At 71.7% G+C, this 16,789-nt stretch carries 18 protein-coding genes; 10 read left to right on the top strand and 8 right to left on the bottom strand.

Features of this window, described 5'->3' with window-relative positions; all coding sequences use genetic code 11:
• Positions 1–11: 11 nt before the first annotated feature.
• Entirely contained in the window at positions 12–695 is a 684-nt protein-coding gene (locus ACO2TI_RS16010; protein ID WP_423285845.1) for a hydrolase, read from the bottom strand.
• Positions 696–873: 178 nt separating this feature from the next.
• Here ACO2TI_RS16010 and ACO2TI_RS16005 point away from each other — a divergent pair, with 178 nt between their 5' ends.
• Positions 874–1,698: an alpha/beta fold hydrolase gene (locus ACO2TI_RS16005; protein ID WP_423285843.1), complete on the top strand. Its 825-nt coding sequence runs from the start codon at positions 874–876 to the stop codon at positions 1,696–1,698.
• A gap of 41 nt (positions 1,699–1,739) precedes the next feature.
• Here ACO2TI_RS16005 and ACO2TI_RS16000 read toward each other — a convergent pair whose 3' ends face one another.
• Together ACO2TI_RS16000 and ACO2TI_RS15995 are read right to left on the bottom strand one after the other, a co-directional pair.
• Positions 1,740–2,426 carry an ABC transporter ATP-binding protein gene (locus tag ACO2TI_RS16000; RefSeq protein WP_423285842.1) on the bottom strand — a complete coding sequence of 229 codons (687 nt, stop codon included), beginning with the start codon at positions 2,424–2,426 and terminating at the stop codon, positions 1,740–1,742.
• Positions 2,419–3,696, bottom strand: coding sequence for a lipoprotein-releasing ABC transporter permease subunit (locus ACO2TI_RS15995; protein ID WP_423285840.1), 1,278 nt, complete (start codon positions 3,694–3,696; stop codon positions 2,419–2,421). Before ACO2TI_RS15995 ends, ACO2TI_RS16000 begins: the two co-directional genes overlap by 8 nt.
• Positions 3,697–3,803: 107 nt before the next feature.
• Between ACO2TI_RS15995 and ACO2TI_RS15990 the strand changes: the two genes are divergently transcribed.
• The 4 genes from ACO2TI_RS15990 to ACO2TI_RS15975 are packed head-to-tail and all read left to right on the top strand — an operon-like array spanning position 3,804 to position 8,688.
• Complete coding sequence (locus ACO2TI_RS15990; RefSeq protein WP_423285838.1) at positions 3,804–4,745, top strand: hypothetical protein; 942 nt, start codon at positions 3,804–3,806, stop codon at positions 4,743–4,745.
• A gap of 45 nt (positions 4,746–4,790) precedes the next feature.
• On the top strand, positions 4,791–5,759 hold the full coding sequence (locus ACO2TI_RS15985) for a hypothetical protein (RefSeq protein ID WP_423285837.1): 969 nt from the start codon (positions 4,791–4,793) through the stop codon (positions 5,757–5,759).
• A 17-nt stretch (positions 5,760–5,776) separates the two neighbouring features.
• On the top strand, positions 5,777–7,501 hold the full coding sequence (gene recJ, locus ACO2TI_RS15980; protein WP_423285835.1) for a single-stranded-DNA-specific exonuclease RecJ: 1,725 nt from the start codon (positions 5,777–5,779) through the stop codon (positions 7,499–7,501).
• Positions 7,502–7,536: 35 nt separating this feature from the next.
• Positions 7,537–8,688, top strand: coding sequence for a PQQ-dependent sugar dehydrogenase (locus ACO2TI_RS15975; RefSeq protein ID WP_423285833.1), 1,152 nt, complete (start codon positions 7,537–7,539; stop codon positions 8,686–8,688).
• A gap of 8 nt (positions 8,689–8,696) precedes the next feature.
• On the opposite strand, the gene ACO2TI_RS15970 is transcribed toward ACO2TI_RS15975, so the two are convergent.
• Positions 8,697–9,764: a hypothetical protein gene (locus tag ACO2TI_RS15970; RefSeq protein WP_423285831.1), complete on the bottom strand. Its 1,068-nt coding sequence runs from the start codon at positions 9,762–9,764 to the stop codon at positions 8,697–8,699.
• A 213-nt stretch (positions 9,765–9,977) separates the two neighbouring features.
• Between ACO2TI_RS15970 and ACO2TI_RS15965 the strand changes: the two genes are divergently transcribed.
• The 5 genes from ACO2TI_RS15965 to ACO2TI_RS15945 all read left to right on the top strand — a co-directional run bounded on the left by ACO2TI_RS15965 (position 9,978) and on the right by ACO2TI_RS15945 (position 14,628).
• Positions 9,978–10,649: a response regulator gene (locus tag ACO2TI_RS15965; protein WP_423285830.1), complete on the top strand. Its 672-nt coding sequence runs from the start codon at positions 9,978–9,980 to the stop codon at positions 10,647–10,649.
• Entirely contained in the window at positions 10,649–12,058 is a 1,410-nt protein-coding gene (locus ACO2TI_RS15960) for an ATP-binding protein (RefSeq protein WP_423285828.1), read from the top strand. Before ACO2TI_RS15965 ends, ACO2TI_RS15960 begins: the two co-directional genes overlap by 1 nt.
• 114 nt (positions 12,059–12,172) lie before the next feature.
• A complete protein-coding gene (locus tag ACO2TI_RS15955) occupies positions 12,173–13,033 on the top strand; it encodes a 3',5'-nucleoside bisphosphate phosphatase (protein WP_423285826.1) in 861 nt (286 codons plus the stop codon).
• Entirely contained in the window at positions 13,030–13,989 is a 960-nt protein-coding gene (locus ACO2TI_RS15950) for a DMT family transporter (RefSeq protein ID WP_423285824.1), read from the top strand. Before ACO2TI_RS15955 ends, ACO2TI_RS15950 begins: the two co-directional genes overlap by 4 nt.
• A 9-nt stretch (positions 13,990–13,998) precedes the next feature.
• Positions 13,999–14,628 (top strand): L-threonylcarbamoyladenylate synthase, encoded by a 630-nt coding sequence (locus ACO2TI_RS15945; RefSeq protein ID WP_423285822.1) that lies wholly within the window; start codon positions 13,999–14,001, stop codon positions 14,626–14,628.
• Positions 14,629–14,656: 28 nt separating this feature from the next.
• Here the strand turns inward: ACO2TI_RS15945 and ACO2TI_RS15940 are convergent, their stop codons facing one another.
• The 4 genes from ACO2TI_RS15940 to plsY are packed head-to-tail and all read right to left on the bottom strand — an operon-like array spanning position 14,657 to position 16,787.
• The gene (locus ACO2TI_RS15940) at positions 14,657–15,292 is read right to left on the bottom strand and encodes a GDSL-type esterase/lipase family protein (protein ID WP_423285820.1); all 636 of its coding nucleotides are present in this window, start codon (positions 15,290–15,292) and stop codon (positions 14,657–14,659) included.
• A 3-nt stretch (positions 15,293–15,295) separates the two neighbouring features.
• The gene (locus ACO2TI_RS15935; protein ID WP_423285818.1) at positions 15,296–15,691 is read right to left on the bottom strand and encodes a glutaredoxin family protein; all 396 of its coding nucleotides are present in this window, start codon (positions 15,689–15,691) and stop codon (positions 15,296–15,298) included.
• Between the two features lie 31 nt (positions 15,692–15,722).
• Positions 15,723–16,076: a RidA family protein gene (locus ACO2TI_RS15930; RefSeq protein WP_423285816.1), complete on the bottom strand. Its 354-nt coding sequence runs from the start codon at positions 16,074–16,076 to the stop codon at positions 15,723–15,725.
• A 48-nt stretch (positions 16,077–16,124) separates the two neighbouring features.
• Positions 16,125–16,787, bottom strand: a complete 663-nt coding sequence (plsY, locus tag ACO2TI_RS15925; RefSeq protein ID WP_423285814.1) for a glycerol-3-phosphate 1-O-acyltransferase PlsY — start codon at positions 16,785–16,787, stop codon at positions 16,125–16,127.
• Positions 16,788–16,789: the final 2 nt, after the last annotated feature.

Below are 16,789 nucleotides of genomic sequence, written 5' to 3'. Positions count from 1 at the left end.
GCGCCGCGGCGTCAGCCCTCGTGCGCGCCGAACATCGTCTTCGCGTAGATGATCCCCAGGCCGTAGGCCCCGCCGTACTTCTTGGCGATACCGGTGGTCATGTCGTAGGTCTCGGTGCGCGCCCAGTCGCGCTGCAGCTCGAGCATGTACTGCAGCGAGGTCATCGGCCGCACGCCGGCCTGGACCATGCGGTCGATCGCGCGCTCGTGCGCCTCGGCGGAGACGTCGCCGCAGGCGTCGGTGATCACGTAGACCTCAAAGCCCTGGTCGAGCGCCGACAGCGTCGGGCCGACGATGCACACCGAGGTCCACAGGCCGGCGAACACCAGGCGCTTCTTGCCGATCGCGTTGATCGTCTTGATGACGTTGGCGTCCTCCCAGGTGTTCATCGAGGTGCGGTCGAGCAGTTCCTGGCCGGGAAAGGCCGCGGTGATCTCGTCGAACATCGGGCCCGAGAAGCTCTTCTCGGCGACGGTGGTCAGCACGGTCGGCACCTTGAAGCCGGCGGCGGCGTGCGCGATCAGCGCGGCGTTGTTGCGCAGCGAGACGGCGTCGATCGAGTGCGTCGCGAAGGCCATCTGCGACTGAAAGTCGATCAGCACCAGCGCGTGATCCTTGGGGGTGAGCAGGAGGGAGCCGGGAGTAGGCGTGGCCACGATGAGGTCCTTTCGCGAAATCGGTTGCGGGCGATGCATCTGCCGTCGCCGGCGCCATGCATCGTCGGCAGTGTGGAGTGCGCGGCGGCGCAGCGGCTCCGTCTTTGGACAGAGCCCACAGACGTCAGCTTGGGCGTCCCGGCGGGCCGGTGCGTCGCCGAGACTGGTTTACGACCCCGTCTCTCGTTCCACAACCCCACTGCAAAGGAAAGCTGCGATGAGCACGTTCACGACCCGCGACGGCACCGAGATCTACTTCAAGGACTGGGGCTCGGGCCCGGCCGTCGTGCTTTGCCACGGCTGGCCGCTGAACTCGGACAGCTGGGAATCGCAGATGCTGTTCCTGGCCTCGAACGGCCTGCGCTGCATCGCTCACGACCGTCGCGGCCACGGGCGCTCGAGCCAGCCCTGGGACGGCAACGACATGGACCACTACGCCGACGACCTGGCGCAGCTGCTCGACAAGCTCGACGTCAAAGGGGCCACGCTGGTGGGCTTCTCCACCGGCGGCGGCGAAGTCGCGCGCTACATCGGCCGCCACGGCACCAAGCGCATCGCCAAGGCGGTGCTGGTCTCGGCCGTGCCGCCGCTGATGGTGAAGACCGCCGACAACCCCAAGGGCCTGCCGATCGAGGTCTTCGACGGCATCCGCAACGCGCAGATCGCCAACCGCTCGCAGCTCTACAAGGACATCCCCAGCGGGCCGTTCTACGGCTTCAACCGCCCCGGCGCCAAGGTCTCGCAAGGCCTCATCGACGCGTGGTGGGCGCAAGGGATGATGGGCGGGCACAAGAACACGCTCGACTCGATCAAGGCCTTCTCGGAGACCGACTTCCGCGCCGACCTGAAGAAGTTCGACGTGCCCACGCTGGTGATCCACGGCGACGACGACCAGATCGTGCCGATCGACCTCTCGGGCCGCGCGTCGGCCGAGCTGGTCAAGGGCGCGAAGCTGATCGTCTACGCCGGCGCGCCGCACGGCATCACCGACACGCACAAGGACCGGCTGAACCAGGACCTGCTGAGCTTCATCAAGGGCTGACGAAGCAGCGCTGCCCGCACGGCGGCGGCGCGGGGCGAACGCTAGTTCAGCGTCCCGCGCTCCAGCCTCAGCTGCCGATCGCAGCGCGCCGCCAGCGACTCGTCGTGCGTCACGACCACGAAGGCCGTGCCCTGCGCCTTTGCCAGGTCGAGCATCAGGCGCAGCACGCCGTCGGCAGTGCCGCGGTCGAGGTTGCCGGTCGGCTCGTCGGCCAGCACGCAGGCGGGGTGCGTGACCAGCGCGCGCGCGACCGCGACGCGCTGGCGCTCGCCGCCCGACAGCTCCGAGGGCCGATGCCGCACGCGGCCCGCCAGCCCCACCGCGGCCAGCACCTCCTGCGCGCGCTCGCGCGCCGCCTGCTTGGACTCGCGGCGGATCCACAGCGGCATCGCGACGTTGTCGAGCGCGCTGAACTCGGGCAGCAGGTGGTGGAACTGGTAGATGAAACCGAGCTGCCGGTTGCGCCACTCGCCCTGCTCGGCCGCGCTCATGCGGCAGCCGGCGCCGTTGAAGGGCTTGCCGGCCAGCGTGACGCTGCCGGCGCTCGGCGCGTCGAGCCCGCCGAGTAGGTGCAGCAGCGTGCTCTTGCCCGAGCCCGAGGCGCCGACGATGGCCACCGTCTCGCCGCGCGCGACCGCGAGGTCCACGTGGGTCAGCACGGGCACGTCGAGGTCACCCTCGTGGTAGCGGCGCGCCAGCGCGCGCGCGTCGATCACCGGTTCACTCATAGCGCAAGGCCTCGGCCGGCTGGACGCGGCTGGCGCGCCAGCTCGGGTAGAGGGTCGCCAGGAAGGCGAGCACCAGCGAGATCAGCGCGATTGGCACGATGTCGCCGGCCTGCGGGTCGCTGGGCATGCGCGTGATCAGGTAGATGCTGCCGGGCAGGAAGCTGGCGTTGAACAGCCGCTCGAGCGCCGGCACGATGACGTCGATGTTGAAGGCGACCAGCAGGCCGAGCGCCAGGCCGCCAAGCGTGCCGATCACGCCGGCCGTCGCGCCCTGCACGACGAAGATGCCCATCACCGAGCGCGGGCTCGCGCCCAGCGTGCGCAGGATGGCGATGTCGGCGCGCTTGTCGGTGACCGTCATCACCAGCGTCGAGACCAGGTTGAAGGCCGCGACCGCGACGATCAGCGTGAGGATGATGAACATCATGCGTTTCTCGAGCTGCACCGCCGCGAACCAGTTCTGGTTGCTGCGCGTCCAGTCGCGCACGATCACCTGCGGCCCGAGCGTGCGCGCGAGCTCGTCGGCCACCTCGCGCGCGCGCTGCTGGTCGCCCAGGCGCAGCTGGATGCCGGTCGGGCCTTCGGTGCGAAACAGCTTGGCCGCGTCGTCGATGTGCATCAGCACCAGGCCGCTGTCGTACTCGTAGTGGCCGGCTTCGAAGCGCCCGGCCAGCTCCATCTGCTTGAGCCGCGGCACCACGCCGGCCGGCGTCATCTGGCCGTTGGGCGTGACCAGGGTGACCGGGTCGCCGGGCCGCAGGCCGAGCTGGCGCGCCAGCTCGCCGCCGGCCAGGAGCTTCCAGCCGCCGGGTTGCAGCTTGGCGAGCGTGCCGTCGCGCGCGAGCTGCGCCGCCAGCGGCGTGACCTCGGGTTCGCGCGCCGGATCGATGCCGCGCACCAGCGCGCCGCGCATGGTCTCGCCGCGCGCCACCAACGCCTGCGCGCCGACGAAGGGCGCGGCGCCGCGCACCTCGGGGTGGCGCATCGCCTGTTCGGCCACGGCCTGCCAGTCGGGCAGCGCGCCGCCGTCGGCCGACATCACCTCGACGTGCGGAATCACGCTGAGCATGCGGTCGCGCACTTCCTTCTGGAAGCCGTTCATCACGCTGAGCACGATGATCAGCGCCGCGACGCCGAGCGCGATGCCGAGCATCGAGACGCCGGAGATGAAGGAGATGAAGCCGTTGCGCCGGCCGGCGCGGCCGGCGCGCGTGTAGCGCCAGCCGACGCGCCATTCGTAGGGAAGCTCTTTGAACACGATCGCCGGCATGCACCGCAGGGGAAGGCGCCGGATGCTACCTGAGGGGCCCAATCCCCTGCGGCAGCGCCGCGAAGGCTCTGGCAACATTGCAGCGGCCGTCACCGCGGCCGCCAACCATGCAAGGGAAGTTCATGATCATGAGTCCGAGGAGCCTTCGATTCCACGCCCTGGCCGTCACCTGCGCCGCACTGCTGAGCGCCTGCGGCGGCGGCGGCGATGACGACGACAGCGGCGACAGCACGCAGGCCCTGCAGGCCAAGAAGGCGCTCGCGCGCGGCTACGGCGGCTTCCGCTCGGCGGACGAAGTGGGCTTCGGCATCACCGACCAGCTGCTGACGATCATCTTCGCGATCCCCGGCGGCGGATCGGCCACCGCCACCTACACCTGCGTGGGCGGCACCGGCACGCTGGTCTTCGGCTACACCGACCAGGACGGCAGCGGCACGCTCACCACCGGCGACACCGCCACCGCCACGCTGAACGGCTGCGCCGTCGGCAACCTCGTGGCCGCGACGGGCCAGGTCAGCCTGAGCGTGCAGGAGGCGACCAATGCCGCGAACTTCTACCTCAACGACCAGGCCGGCAGCCTCGACCTGCTGCTGACGCTGGGCAACCTCGCCTTCACGTCGGTCGGCGCCACCTACAACGGCAGCTACCGGCTCGACCAGTCGGCCGCCACCGCGGGCGGCGCAGTGACCGAAGACGTCACGCTGGCCGCGATGGCCGTGAGCGCGACCTCGGGCGCCAACGCGAGCTACACCAACGTCACCGCGCGCAACGTCTACACGAGCACCACGACTACCACCAACGCGTTCAGCGGCACCGTGGACACGACGATCGCCGGCCTCGGCAACGTGCAGTACACGCTGTCGCTGCCGCAGCCGATCACGGCCACCGGCGGGGAGTTCCGCATGACCTCGAGCACCCAGACGCTCACGCTCTTGCTCGGCTCGGGCAACCCGGTGGCGATCGACGTCGACAACGGCAAGAACGGCAGCGTCGACCTCGAGGTCGACAGCACGCTGACCGAACTCGGCAGCCTGGTCTTCACGCTCTGAGCGCGTGCCCGGCCCGCTTCGCGCGGGCCGGGATAATCGCGGGCCATGTCCGCCACGCCGCGCCGCGACGCTCCCGCCCACGACTTCCTCCTGCCCTTCGCGCGCTGGCCGGACGACGAACGCGCGCCCGCGCTGCCGCCGCTGCCCAACCTCGCCCGGCTGCTCGAGCGGCTGCCCGTGCAGCAGCGCGACGAGGGCGACGAATACAGCCTCTCGCCCCCGCACGAACGCGCGCTCGCGCGCAGCCTCGGCTTCGAGGGCCCCGACGGCGGCCTGCCGTTCGCGGCCCATGCCGCGGCGGCCGACGGCATCGACACCGGCGACCTCGCCTGGGGGCTGCTGAGCCCGGTGCACTGGCAGGTCGGGCGAGAGCACCTGACGATGGGCGACCCCGACGCGCTGGGCCTCGACGAGGCCGCCTCGCGCGCCTTCCTCGACGCCGTGCGTGGCCTGTTCGAGAGCGAAGGCTGGCTGGTCGCCTGGGGCGCGCCGACGCGCTGGTACGTCGCGCACGAGTCGCTGACCGATCTCGCCTGCGCCTCCCCCGACCGCGTGATCGGCCGCAACCCCGACCTGTGGATGCCCGACCATCCCGCCGCGCGCACGCTGCGCCGGCTGCAGGCCGAGGTGCAGATGCTGCTGTACACCCACCCGCTCAACGACGAGCGCGAGGCGCGCGGCCTCGATCCGGTCAACAGCTTCTGGCTCAGCGGCTGCGGCCTGCGCCAGCCGGTGCGCGAGCCGGCGCCGATCACCATGCTCGACGCGCTGCGCACGCCGGCATTGCGCAGCGACGCGCCCGCCTGGCTCGACGCCTGGCGCGCCCTCGACGCCGGCCCGCTCGCCGAACTGCTCTCACGCGCCCAGCGCGGCGAGGCCGTCACGCTCACGCTGTGCGGCGAACGCTCGGCCGTGCACCTGGGCGCATCCGCCGGCGGCTCGTGGTGGCAGCGCCTGCGCGCGCGCCTGGCCGCGCCGCGGGCCGACCTTGGCGCGCTGCTCGCGTCGCTCTGATTTCCGCCTTGTCATCCATGCAGATCATCGTCCGCGACGTCCCGCCCCGTACCGCCTGGTCGCTCGAACAGGCCGGCGTGCATCCGCTGCTCGCGCGGCTCTATGCCGCGCGCGGCATCACGCAGGCCGACGAGCTCGACGACTCGCTCGCGAAGCTGCTGCCGCCGTCGGGCCTGCTCGGCGCCGACGCCGCCGCGCGTGCCCTGGCCGACGCGATCGAGCGCGGCGAGCGCCTGGTCGTCGTCGCCGACTACGACTGCGACGGCGCGACCGCCTGCGCGGTCGCGCTGCGCGGCCTCGCGATGCTCGGCGCGAAGCCGCAGCAGCTCGGCTACGTGGTGCCCGACCGCGCGGTGCACGGCTACGGCCTGACGCCGGCCATCGTCGACCTCGCCTGTGCGCAGCAGCCGGCACCCGACTGGCTGGTCACGGTCGACAACGGCATCGCCAGCCTCGACGGCGTGGCGCACGCCAAGGCGCGCGGACTCAAGGTGCTGGTGACCGACCACCACCTGCCGGCGCTGGTCGACGGCAGCGTCAAGCTGCCCGCGGCCGACGTGATCGTGAACCCCAACCAGCCGGGCTGCGGCTTCGCGAGCAAGTCCATCGCCGGCGTCGGCGTGATGTTCTACGTGCTGCTCGCCGCGCGCGCCGAGCTGCGCGCGCGCGGTCGCTTCGACGCCGCCACGCAGCCCAAGCTCGATGCGCTGCTCGACCTCGTCGCGCTGGGCACCGTGGCCGACGTGGTGAAGCTCGACGCCAACAACCGCCGTCTCGTCGCGCAAGGCCTCAAGCGCATTCGCGCCGGGCGCATGCAGCCGGGCGTCGCGGCGCTGTTTGCAGCGGCCGCGCGCGATGCGCGACGCGCCAGCGGCTTCGATTTCGGCTTCGCGCTGGGCCCGCGCCTCAACGCCGCCGGGCGGCTGCAGAACATGACGCTGGGCATCGAGTGCCTGCTGACCGACGACGCAGCACGCGCCGCCGAGCTGGCCAAGACACTCGACGCGATCAACCGCGAGCGCCGCGACATCGAGGCCGGCATGCGCGAGCAGGCCGAGGCCATGGTCGAGATGCTGATGCCCGAGGACGAGCCGCCGCCGGCGGTGGCGATCTACGACCCGGAGTTCCACGAGGGCGTGGTCGGCATCGTCGCCTCGCGCGTCAAGGACCGGCTGCACCGCCCGACCTTCGTCTTTGCGCTCGGCCAGGACGGCCTGCTCAAGGGCTCGGGGCGCTCGATCCCGGGCTTTCACCTGCGCGACGCGCTGGACCTCGTCGCCAAGCGCCATCCCGGCGTACTGCGCAAGTTCGGCGGCCACGCCATGGCCGCCGGCGCCACGCTGGCCGAAGAGGACTTCGACGTCTTCGAACAGGCCTTCGCGCAGGTGGCCGCCGAGCTGCTCGACGCAGCGACGCTGGCGCGCAAGCTCGCCACCGACGGCCCGCTCGACGCGCAGTGGTTTGCACCCGAGACGGTGCACGCGCTCGATGCGCAGGTGTGGGGCTCGGCCTTCGAGCCGCCGACCTTCTGCGATGAGGTCGAGATCGTTTCGCAGCGCCTGGTCGGCGAGCGCCACCTCAAGCTGGCCCTGAAACTCGCGGGCCAGCCGCGCGACGCGATCTGGTTCGGCCGCACCGAGCCCCTGCCCGATCGGGCGCGCGTCGCCTACCGGCTCAGCGTCGACGAATGGCAGGGCCGCGAGCGCGTGCAGATGGTGATCGAGGGCATCGAGGAGCGCTGACCCACAGGCGGGCGTTCAGCAGCTAGAGTCGCGCCGTGACGAGACGACGCCAACTCCTTCTCGCGCTGGGCGCCGCGGCCCTCGGCCCGACGCCCGCACGCGCGCAGCGCCCTGACGGCCCGGCGCCGACCGAAGCGCGCATCGAAACCCGCACGCTGGCGCGCGGTCTCGCGAACCCGTGGTCGATCGCCTGCCTGCCCGACGGCCGCCTGCTCGTGACCGAGCGCCCCGGCCGGCTGCGCGTGGTCGCCAGCGACGGCGCGCTGTCGCGCCCGGTCACGGGTCTGCCGCCGGTGCTCGAACGCGGCCAGGGCGGCCTGCTCGACGTCGTGCTCGCGCCCGACTTCGCCAGCAGCGGCTGGATCTACTGGAGCTTCGCCGAGGCCGGCAACGACGGCCCCGGCGGCCCCAACGGCACCAGCGTCGCGCGCAGCCGGCTCGACCTCGGCGCGCTCGCGCTGCGCGACGTGCAGGTGCTTTTTCGCCAGCAGCCGCGCGTCGATTCGAGCCTGCACTTCGGCTCGCGCCTGGTGTTCGCGCCCGACGGCCGGCTGTGGGTCACGCTGGGCGACCGCGGCTCGCGCCGCGACGATGCGCAGCGCCTCGACAACGATCTCGGCAAGGTGCTGCGGCTGGACAGCGACGGCCGCGCCGCGCCCGGCAACCCCTACAAGGAGCGCGCCGTGCTGTGGAGCCACGGCCACCGCAACGTGCAAGGCGCCGCGCTGCATCCGCACACCGGCGAGCTGTGGACGCACGAGCACGGTCCGCAAGGCGGCGACGAGCTCAACGCCGACCTCGCCGGGCGCAACTACGGCTGGCCGCAGGTGACCTGGGGCCGCGAGTACGTGAGCGGCCTGCGCATCGGCGAAGGCACCTCGCGCGCCGACGTCGAGCCCGCCGTCCACACCTGGGTGCCCTCGATCGCCCCGAGCGGCCTGGCCTTCCTGACCAGCGACCGCTACGGTCCCACGCCACGGGCGCCGCAGGCCAGCGCCTTCGTCGGCGCGCTCAAGGCTCGCGCGCTGGTACGGCTGGATCTCGACGGCCGGCGCGTGCTGCGAGAGACGCGCTACGCGCTCGACGAGCGCGTGCGCGACGTGCGCCAGTCACCCGACGGCTGGCTGCTGCTGGCCACCGACGATCGCGAGGACGGTCGCATCCTGCGCGTCGAGCGGCTGGGTTGAGAGACGCGTCAGGGCTCGCAGGTGTCGTGCTCCGGGTACGCGGACGACGTGCCTGACAGGGCGGCCATGTACTTGATGTATCGCTTGGCGCGCTCGGGCGTGTTGGCGGTGATGGCTTCGATCTTGAGGCTCAGTTCGTCAGACCGATCCTCTGGGCTGTCTTCAAAGACAGATCCCATGCATGCCGTAGCTGCCATGCTGGCATCGCCTAGAGCTCTTACCGCCGCCCGGTCGCTCAGGTCGATCAGCAACGACTTCTGCTGCACCCGAGCGGTCTGCATCGAGGCCCGCTTTTGCGCGTCACTGATCGGCAGTGACGCGATGTAGGCCTCGATGTCGTCGCGCACGCCGTTGTCGTTGGCATCCGGTCCGCGAAGGTCCGTGCCGCGGTCCAGGACCGGTAGCACGCCCTGCTGCTCCAGCCGAGAAAACTCCTGGCGAAGCAGCTGACCGGCAGAGGGAGGTGGAGGTGGGGGAGGCGGCGGTGGCGGTGGCGGTGGCGGTGGCGGCGGCGCTGTCGAACAAGCGGTGTTGTCGGGCCAGAGGTCGAGCAAGTAGCTGGCGATGACGAACAGCCCGTGACGAATACGTCTGGGGAAGGTGTTGTAGGTGAGCGCTTCCAGCAGCGTCCATTGCGAAGCCGCGTCCTGAAAGTGGACGCGCATGCAAGCGCGAGCTTGCGCAAGCTTGTCCACCACCAACTGCAGGTCGGCGCGGCGGGTCAGGTCGACCGTCAAGGTCGCCTGCATGGCACGGGCCGCGCCATACAAGATGGCCCGCGGCGCACCGCTCACGCCGAGCCCGTCGAGAAACGACAACACGTCCGGCCGGATGCCCGTGGCGTCGATCGCCGTGGCGCTCGATCCAGCGACGGCAAGCCGATCTTGTCGCGGCTTCACGGCGTCACCGACGCCGCACGCTGCCAGGCCAAGGCAAGCCGCGAGGCATGCGAGCGCGATCGCACGCCTGGCCTTGAGCAACCCCGGCTTCACCTCCTGACCCAGAGTGTCGGAGGCGATGGGCGTGCCATCGACGCGTCGCAAGCACCTTGCGACTCGCTCGTCACCTTGCGTCATGCACCCTCTCCTCCTCGTTGTTGGTCATGCCATGCTGAGAAGACACCGCGTCTCGCGGCATCCCACTTCAGGGTGTGCGACGGTGACTGAGAGGAGAATGAACGCTCGGTGCCCAAACAAGACAAGGCCGCCGCGCCGGTGCGAGACGGCACGCCCGTCTCGCTACAGTTGCCGGGCCTGCACGAACCACTACACCGACCTTCATCACGAACGATGCGCGTACTGATCGTCGAAGACGACCCCCTGCTCGGCGACGGCCTCGCGCGCGGCCTGGCCGCGCTCGGCTTCGCGGTCGACTGGTTCCGCGACGGCCAGCAGGCCGACGCCGCGCTGGCCGGCACCGACTACGACGCGGTGATGCTCGACCTCGGCCTGCCGGGGCGCGACGGCATCGAGTGGCTCAAGCGCTGGCGCGCGAGCGGCCTCGCGATGCCGGTGCTGGTGCTGACCGCGCGCGACGCGCTGGAGCAGCGCATCGAGGGCCTGGACAGCGGCGCCGACGACTACCTCATCAAGCCCTGCGACACCGCCGAAATCGCCGCGCGACTGCGCGCGATGCGCCGCCGAAGCGCCGGCCGCACCGACCCGGTCTGGCAGCACGGCCCGCTCACCTACCGGCCCGAGGCCAAGACCGCCGTGTGGCGCGATCGTCCCGTGGAGCTCACCGCGCGCGAGGCCGCGCTGCTCGAGCTGCTGCTGGCCAATGCGCAGCGCGTGCTGCCGCGCCGCCTGATCGAGGACAAGCTCTACGCCTTCGGCCATGAGATCGAGAGCAACGCGCTCGAGGTGCATGTCCACCATCTGCGCCGCAAGCTGCATCCCAAGCTCGTGCGCACCGTGCGCGGCGTGGGCTATGCGCTCGGCGACGCGCGGGACCTCGGCTGATGAGGGGCCCGCTGTCGACGATGCGCCGCTGGCTCGCCGGGCTCACGCTGCGCCAGCGCCTGCTGTGGCTGATCGCGCTCGCGGCGCCGGCGGTGTGGAGCGTGGTGCTGCTGTTCAGCGTGGACCGCGCGCGCCATGAGATCAACGAGCTGTTCGATACCGAGCTGATCCGACTCGCGCGCCAGCTGCAGGCCACGCTGCCCGGCGCCTCGATCGACGCGATCGAGCCGCGCCCGAGCACGGCGATGGCCAGCGGACCGCAGGGCGCGGCCGATCTGCAGGATGTTGCCGTGGCGGTGTGGAACCGGCGCGGCGAACTGCTGCTGGTCGACCGCGAGGGCACACAGCTGCCCTACCGGCCGCAGGCCGCCGGCTTCGTCGACATGCAGCTCGATGGTGCCGAGTGGCGCACCTACTACCTGCAGGCGGCCGATGGCAGCTGGCTGGTCGCCGTGGGGCAGATCGCCCACGAGCGCGACGAGGTCGTGCGCGACTTCATCGCCAGCCAGATGCTGCCGTGGCTGCTGATGCTGCCGCTGCTCCTGATGGCGATGGCCGCCGCAGTCACCGGCGCGCTGCGTCCGCTCGCGGCACTGGGCGCGGACCTGCACCGCCGCGCGCCGGACGATCTGGCCGCGCTGCCCGTCGAGCGCCTGCCCAGCGACCTGCGGCCGCTGGCCGCATCGATGAACGGGCTGTTCGAGCGCATTCGCGCGGCGCTAGAGCGCGAGCGCCGCTTCACCGCCGATGCCGCGCACGAGCTGCGCACGCCGATCGCGGCGCTGCGCGCGCAATGGGACGCGCTACAGCTCGCGCCGGCCGGCCAGAACGATCCGCAGGCGCTGGCGCAGCTGGGTCTCGGCCTCGAGCGCCTGTCGCGCCTGGTCACGCAGATGCTGATGCTCGCGCGCCTGGAGCCGCGCGCGGCACTGACCAACCGCCAGCCGATCGACTGGCACAGCGTCGTGGCCGAGGTCCTGAGCGACACGATGGCCCTGGCGCACGAGACGGGCGTCGAGTTGGCGGTCGAGTGGCCGGCCGACGCACGCGCGCCCTTGCCGCTCAGCGGCGAGCCGGCATTGGTGCAGGTGATGCTGCGCAACCTGGTCGACAACGCGCTGCGCATGAGCGCGCGCGGCAGCACGGTCACGCTGCGCTTCGCGCACGACCGCGTCACCGTGGTCGACGAAGGCCCGGGCGTCGCGCCCGAGCACCTGCCGCGCCTGGGTGACCGCTACTGGCGCGCCCCGGGGAGCCACGGCATCGGCAGCGGCCTGGGGCTGTCGATCGTTGCGCGCATCGCCGCGCTGCACGGGCTCGCACCGCGCTTCGGCCCGCGCGAGGATGGTCAGCGGGGGTTTCAGGCGATGCTGCAGCGCCTCCCCTCACCGCCCGCCCTTTCCCCCTGACGAGGGCGAGGGAGCCGACCCACCCGCTCTCCCGCGTGCGGGGGAGGTCCGGGCTGAAGGCCCGTCACCCGCGCGACCGACGCGGGGATGGCCGCTTCCTAGAATGGCCTCCAGATGCCCGCCCCACTCAACGCAGACCTGCACTGCCACTCCGACGTCTCCGACGGCACGCTTTCGCCCGAGGCCCTGGCCACGCGCGCGCATGCCAACGGCGTCGAGCTGTGGGCGCTGACCGACCATGACGAACTCGGCGGTCTGGCGCGCGCCCGCGATGCCGCGCGCGCGCTGGGCCTGCCGTGGCTCAGCGGCTGCGAGATCTCGGTCAGCTTCGCCGGCGAGACGGTGCACATCGTCGGCCTGGGCTTCGACATCGACGACGCCGCGCTCGCCGAGGGCCTGGCCGCGACGCGCGGCGGGCGCGAGCGGCGCGCGCGCGAGATGGCCGCTCAACTCGCGCAGGCCGGCATCCCCGATGCCTACGAGGGCGCGCTGCGGTACGTCGGCAACCCGGAGCTGATCTCGCGCACGCACTTCGCGCGCTATCTGGTCGAGACCGGCTGCTGCCCGGACACCGCGAGCGTGTTCCGCCGCTACCTCACCGAGGGCAAGCCCGGCTTCGTTGCGCACCGCTGGGCCGCGCTCGCCGACGCGGTGCGCTGGATCACCGGCGCCGGCGGCATCGCGGTGATCGCGCATCCGGCGCGCTACCGGTTCACGCCCACCGAGGAGTACGCGCTGTTCAGCGAGTTCGTCGCCCACGGCGGGCGCGGCGTCGAGGTCGTGACCTCCAGCCACAACGATGCCGAGCAGCTCAAGTACGCCGCCATGGCGCGCGAGTTCGGCCTGCTGGCCTCGCGCGGCTCGGATTTCCACGCGCCCGACGAAAGCCGCACCGACCTCGGCGCCCTGCCCTCGCTGCCCGCAGACCTCACGCCGGTCTGGGCCGCTCTCGAAGACCGGGTGGTCGGCGCTTGAGCTCGCCCGCGCGTCCGGGCGGGCAGGTCGAGCATCCGGTGGCGGGCATCGCGCTCATCCTCGCGATGGGCCTGTGCTTCGCGACGCTGGACACCACCGCGAAGAAGCTCGGCCAGGTGCTGCCGGTGCTGCTGGTGCTGTGGGTGCGCTACGCGTTCCAGGCGTTGGCGATGACGCTGTGGCTGGGTCTGCGCGCGGCGAGCGGGCGCGGCAACCTGTTTCGCACCGCGCACCCGCGCTTTCAGGCGCTGCGCGGCACGCTGCTGCTGGTGACCAGCGCGCTGCTGTTCTGGGGCATCCAGTTCATGCCGGTGGCGGAGTACACCGCGGTGGGCATGCTCACGCCGGTGATCACGACCGTGCTCGCCGCGCTGTTCCTGCACGAGCACGTCTCGCGGCGGCGCCTGGCGCTGATCGCCGGCGGCTTTGTCGGCGCGCTGATCGTGATCCGCCCCGGCTCGGGCCTGTTCGGCTGGTATGCGCTGATCCCGCTGGCGATGGCCTTCGTCTACGCGGCCTACCAGCTGCTCACGCGCCGCATGTCGGGGCTGGAGCATCCGCTGACGACGCATTTCTACACCGGCGGGGTCGGCACCGCGATCGCGAGCCTGGCGCTGTGGCTCGCGCCGGTGCCGGTGGCGCAGCCGCTGGCCGAAGCCGGCGCGGCGACCTGGGCGCTGATCGTGCTCGCCGGCTTCATGGGCACGGCCGGTCACCTGCTGTTCATCCTCGCGGTCGCACGCGCGCCGATGGCGGTGCTGATGCCCTTCACCTATGCGCAGATCGCGTTTGCCAGCTTCACCGGCTGGATCGCCTTCGGCCACGTGCCCGACGGCATTGCCTTCGTCGGCATGGCGGTCGTCGCGGCCTGCGGCGCCGCGGCGGTGTGGCTGAATTTCCGCGAAGCGTCGGTTTCGGCGGCTTGTGCCAATGCGAACACGGCCACCACCGAATAGCATCGGGCGATGGCCCAGTTCTTCGAGGTCCACCCCGACAACCCGCAGGGCCGGCTGCTGAAGCAGGCCGCGCAGATCCTGCATGCCGGCGGCATCGCGGCGATCCCCACCGACTCCAGCTACGCGCTGGTGTGCCACCTCGACGACAAGGCCGCGGCCGAGCAGCTGCGGCGCATCCGCGGCGTCGACGACAAGCACCACCTGACGCTGCTGTGCCGCGACCTCAGCGAGCTCGCGAGCTATGCGCGCGTCGACAACCGCCAGTACCGCTGGCTCAAGGCCGCGACGCCGGGACCCTTCACCTTCCTGCTCGAAGCGACCAAGGAAGTGCCGCGCCGCGTCAGCCATCCGTCGCGCCGCACCGTGGGCCTGCGCGTGCCCGACCATCTGGTCACGCAGTCGCTGCTCGAGACCTTCGGCGAGCCGCTGCTGGGCACCACGCTGATCCCACCCGGCGAGACCGAGCCGCTGAACGACTCGCGCGAGATCCGCGCGCGCTTCGAGAAGCAGATCCAGGCCGTGGTCTGCGCCGGCGCCTGCCCGCGCCAGCCGACCACGGTGGTGGACCTCACCGACAGCGAGCAGCCGGTGCTGGTGCGGCGCGGGCGCGGCAACCCTGCGCTGCTCGGCCTCGAATAGCGGGCGCTAGGAGTCTGCGCGCAGACGCCTAGACCCAGCCCAGCTTCGCCAGCCGCGCGTGGATCGCGCGTGCCACCTGCGCGTAGCCCGCCGCGTTGGCGTGGATCTCGTCGGAACGCAGCTCGGGCCTGGACAGGACCTCGGCATACGCGCCCGGGATCAGCGCGACGCCGCTGCGCTCGGCCACCTCCGCGTAGAACTCGGCATCCGACAGCGAGCCGACCAGGCGCCCGGCGAGCGTCGGTCGCGGCGTCGCGATCAGCGCGGTGTGCGCGGTGTGCGCCTTGGCGGCCGCGGCCAGGGTCTCGAGGTTGGCGATCGTGTCGCGTTCGGGCAGGCGACGCAGCATGTCGTTGCCGCCAAGGCCGACGATCACGGCGTCGAAACGCGCGCCGGCGAGCAACTCGCGCAAGCGCTCGAGGCCGCCGGCCGTGGTGTCGCCGCTGCGGCCCTCGTTGACGAGTTCCCAGCCGGTCAGCGAGGCCAGCACCGCCGGCCAGGCGGCCGCCGCGTCGGCGCCGACGCCGGCGGTCAGGCTGTCGCCCAGCGCCAGCACGCGCGCGGTGCGCGGCAGGGGCGGCTGTCGCGGGTCGCGCGGAACCGGCTTGCAGGCGGCCAGCGCGAGCCCGGCCGCGGCGCTCAGCAGCAGCTGCCGGCGATGCATCGTTCAGCGCGAGGCGACGCGCGGCCGGGCCACGAGCTCGGCGATCAGCTCGGTGCGAAAGCCGGTCAGGGTCTGGCCGCGCACCACCATGGTCGGCGTGCCGATGCCGCCCAGCGCGTCGAAACGTCGACGGCAGTCGGCATCGCGGTCGATCTCGCAGGACTCATAAGGGATGCCGTGGTACGTCATCCACAGCTTGGCCTTGCGGCAGGTGCCGCAGGTCGTGGCCGAGTAGACGTAGATGTCGCCCGGCTGCGCATGGGCCGCGGCCTCGCGGCCGAGGTCGTGGGGCCGGCCGCTCGCCTGCCACAGGCCATAGGCGGTGGCGCCCACGAGCAGCAGCACGGCCGCGATGGCCCACTGCAGCGCGCGGCGGTGGCGGGAGAAGAACGTACTCATGGGCTGTCTCCTTGCCGCGCGCCGCCTGAATTCACAGCGCCGCGGTGACCACCATCTCGACGCGCCAGCCCGGCTTGGCGAGGTTGGCCTGCACGGTCGCGCGCGGCGGCGCGGCGCCGGCCGGCAGCCAGGCTTCCCAGACCTCGTTCATGGCCGGGAAGTCGGCCAGGTCCTTGATGAAGATCTGCACCATCAGCAGGCGCGACTTGTCGGTGCCGGCGCGCGCGAGCAGCGCGTCGATCGCGGCGAGCACCTCCTGGGTCTGGCCGCGGATGTCCTTGCTGTCGTCGCCGGCCACCTGGCCGGCGAGGTAGACGGTGCCGTTGTGCACGGCCATCTCGGACAGTCGCGCGCCGACGTCGAAGCGCTGGATCGAAGAGCTCATGGTGTCAGTCGAGTGGTGAAGTGAACGAATCGTCGCGGCCGGCAAAGTTCAGCGATGGTGAGGCTTGCCCGCCGCCTTGTGGGGGGTGGCGTCGCCCGGCGCCGCCTTCTGGCCGAGCTTGCTCTCGGTGCCGGCCAAGAGCTTGCGGATGTTGGCCTGGTGGCGCCAGATCAGCAGCAGCCCCATCGCGCCGGTGGCCAGCGCGATCGCGCCGCCGCCCCAGATCAGCAACTGGTAGAAGGGCGCGAAAGCCGCGGCAACCATCGAGCCCAGCGAAACGTAGCGCGAGAACGCCACCACGATCGCAAAGCTTGCCAGCGTGGCCAGGCCCAGCCAGGGGTTGAACGCGAACAGCACCCCGGCGGCGGTGGCCACGCCCTTGCCGCCCTGGAAGCGGAAGAACACCGGCCACAGGTGGCCGACGAAGGCCGCCAGCCCGACCGCCGCGGCCGTGCCCTCGCCCAGCCCGAAGCGCTCGCCGAACAGCAGCACCAGCAGCACCGGCAGGTAGCCCTTGAGCGCGTCGAAGGCCAGCGTGAGAAGCGCGGCGTGCTTGTGGCCCGAGCGCAGCACGTTGGTCGCGCCCGGGTTCTTGGAGCCGTAGCTGCGCGGGTCGGCGAGGCCAAACGCGCGGCTGACGATGACCGCGAACGACAGCGATCCGATCAGGTAGGCGGCGATCACCGCCAGCAGGGGAGCCAGGAAATCCATGG

Origin of the sequence: Caldimonas sp. KR1-144 (genome assembly GCF_049446155.1) — a bacterium.
GTDB lineage: Bacteria > Pseudomonadota > Gammaproteobacteria > Burkholderiales > Burkholderiaceae_C > Rivibacter.
Note: the sequence above shows the minus strand (reverse complement) of the source record. Positions and strands in the feature narration are given on the sequence as shown.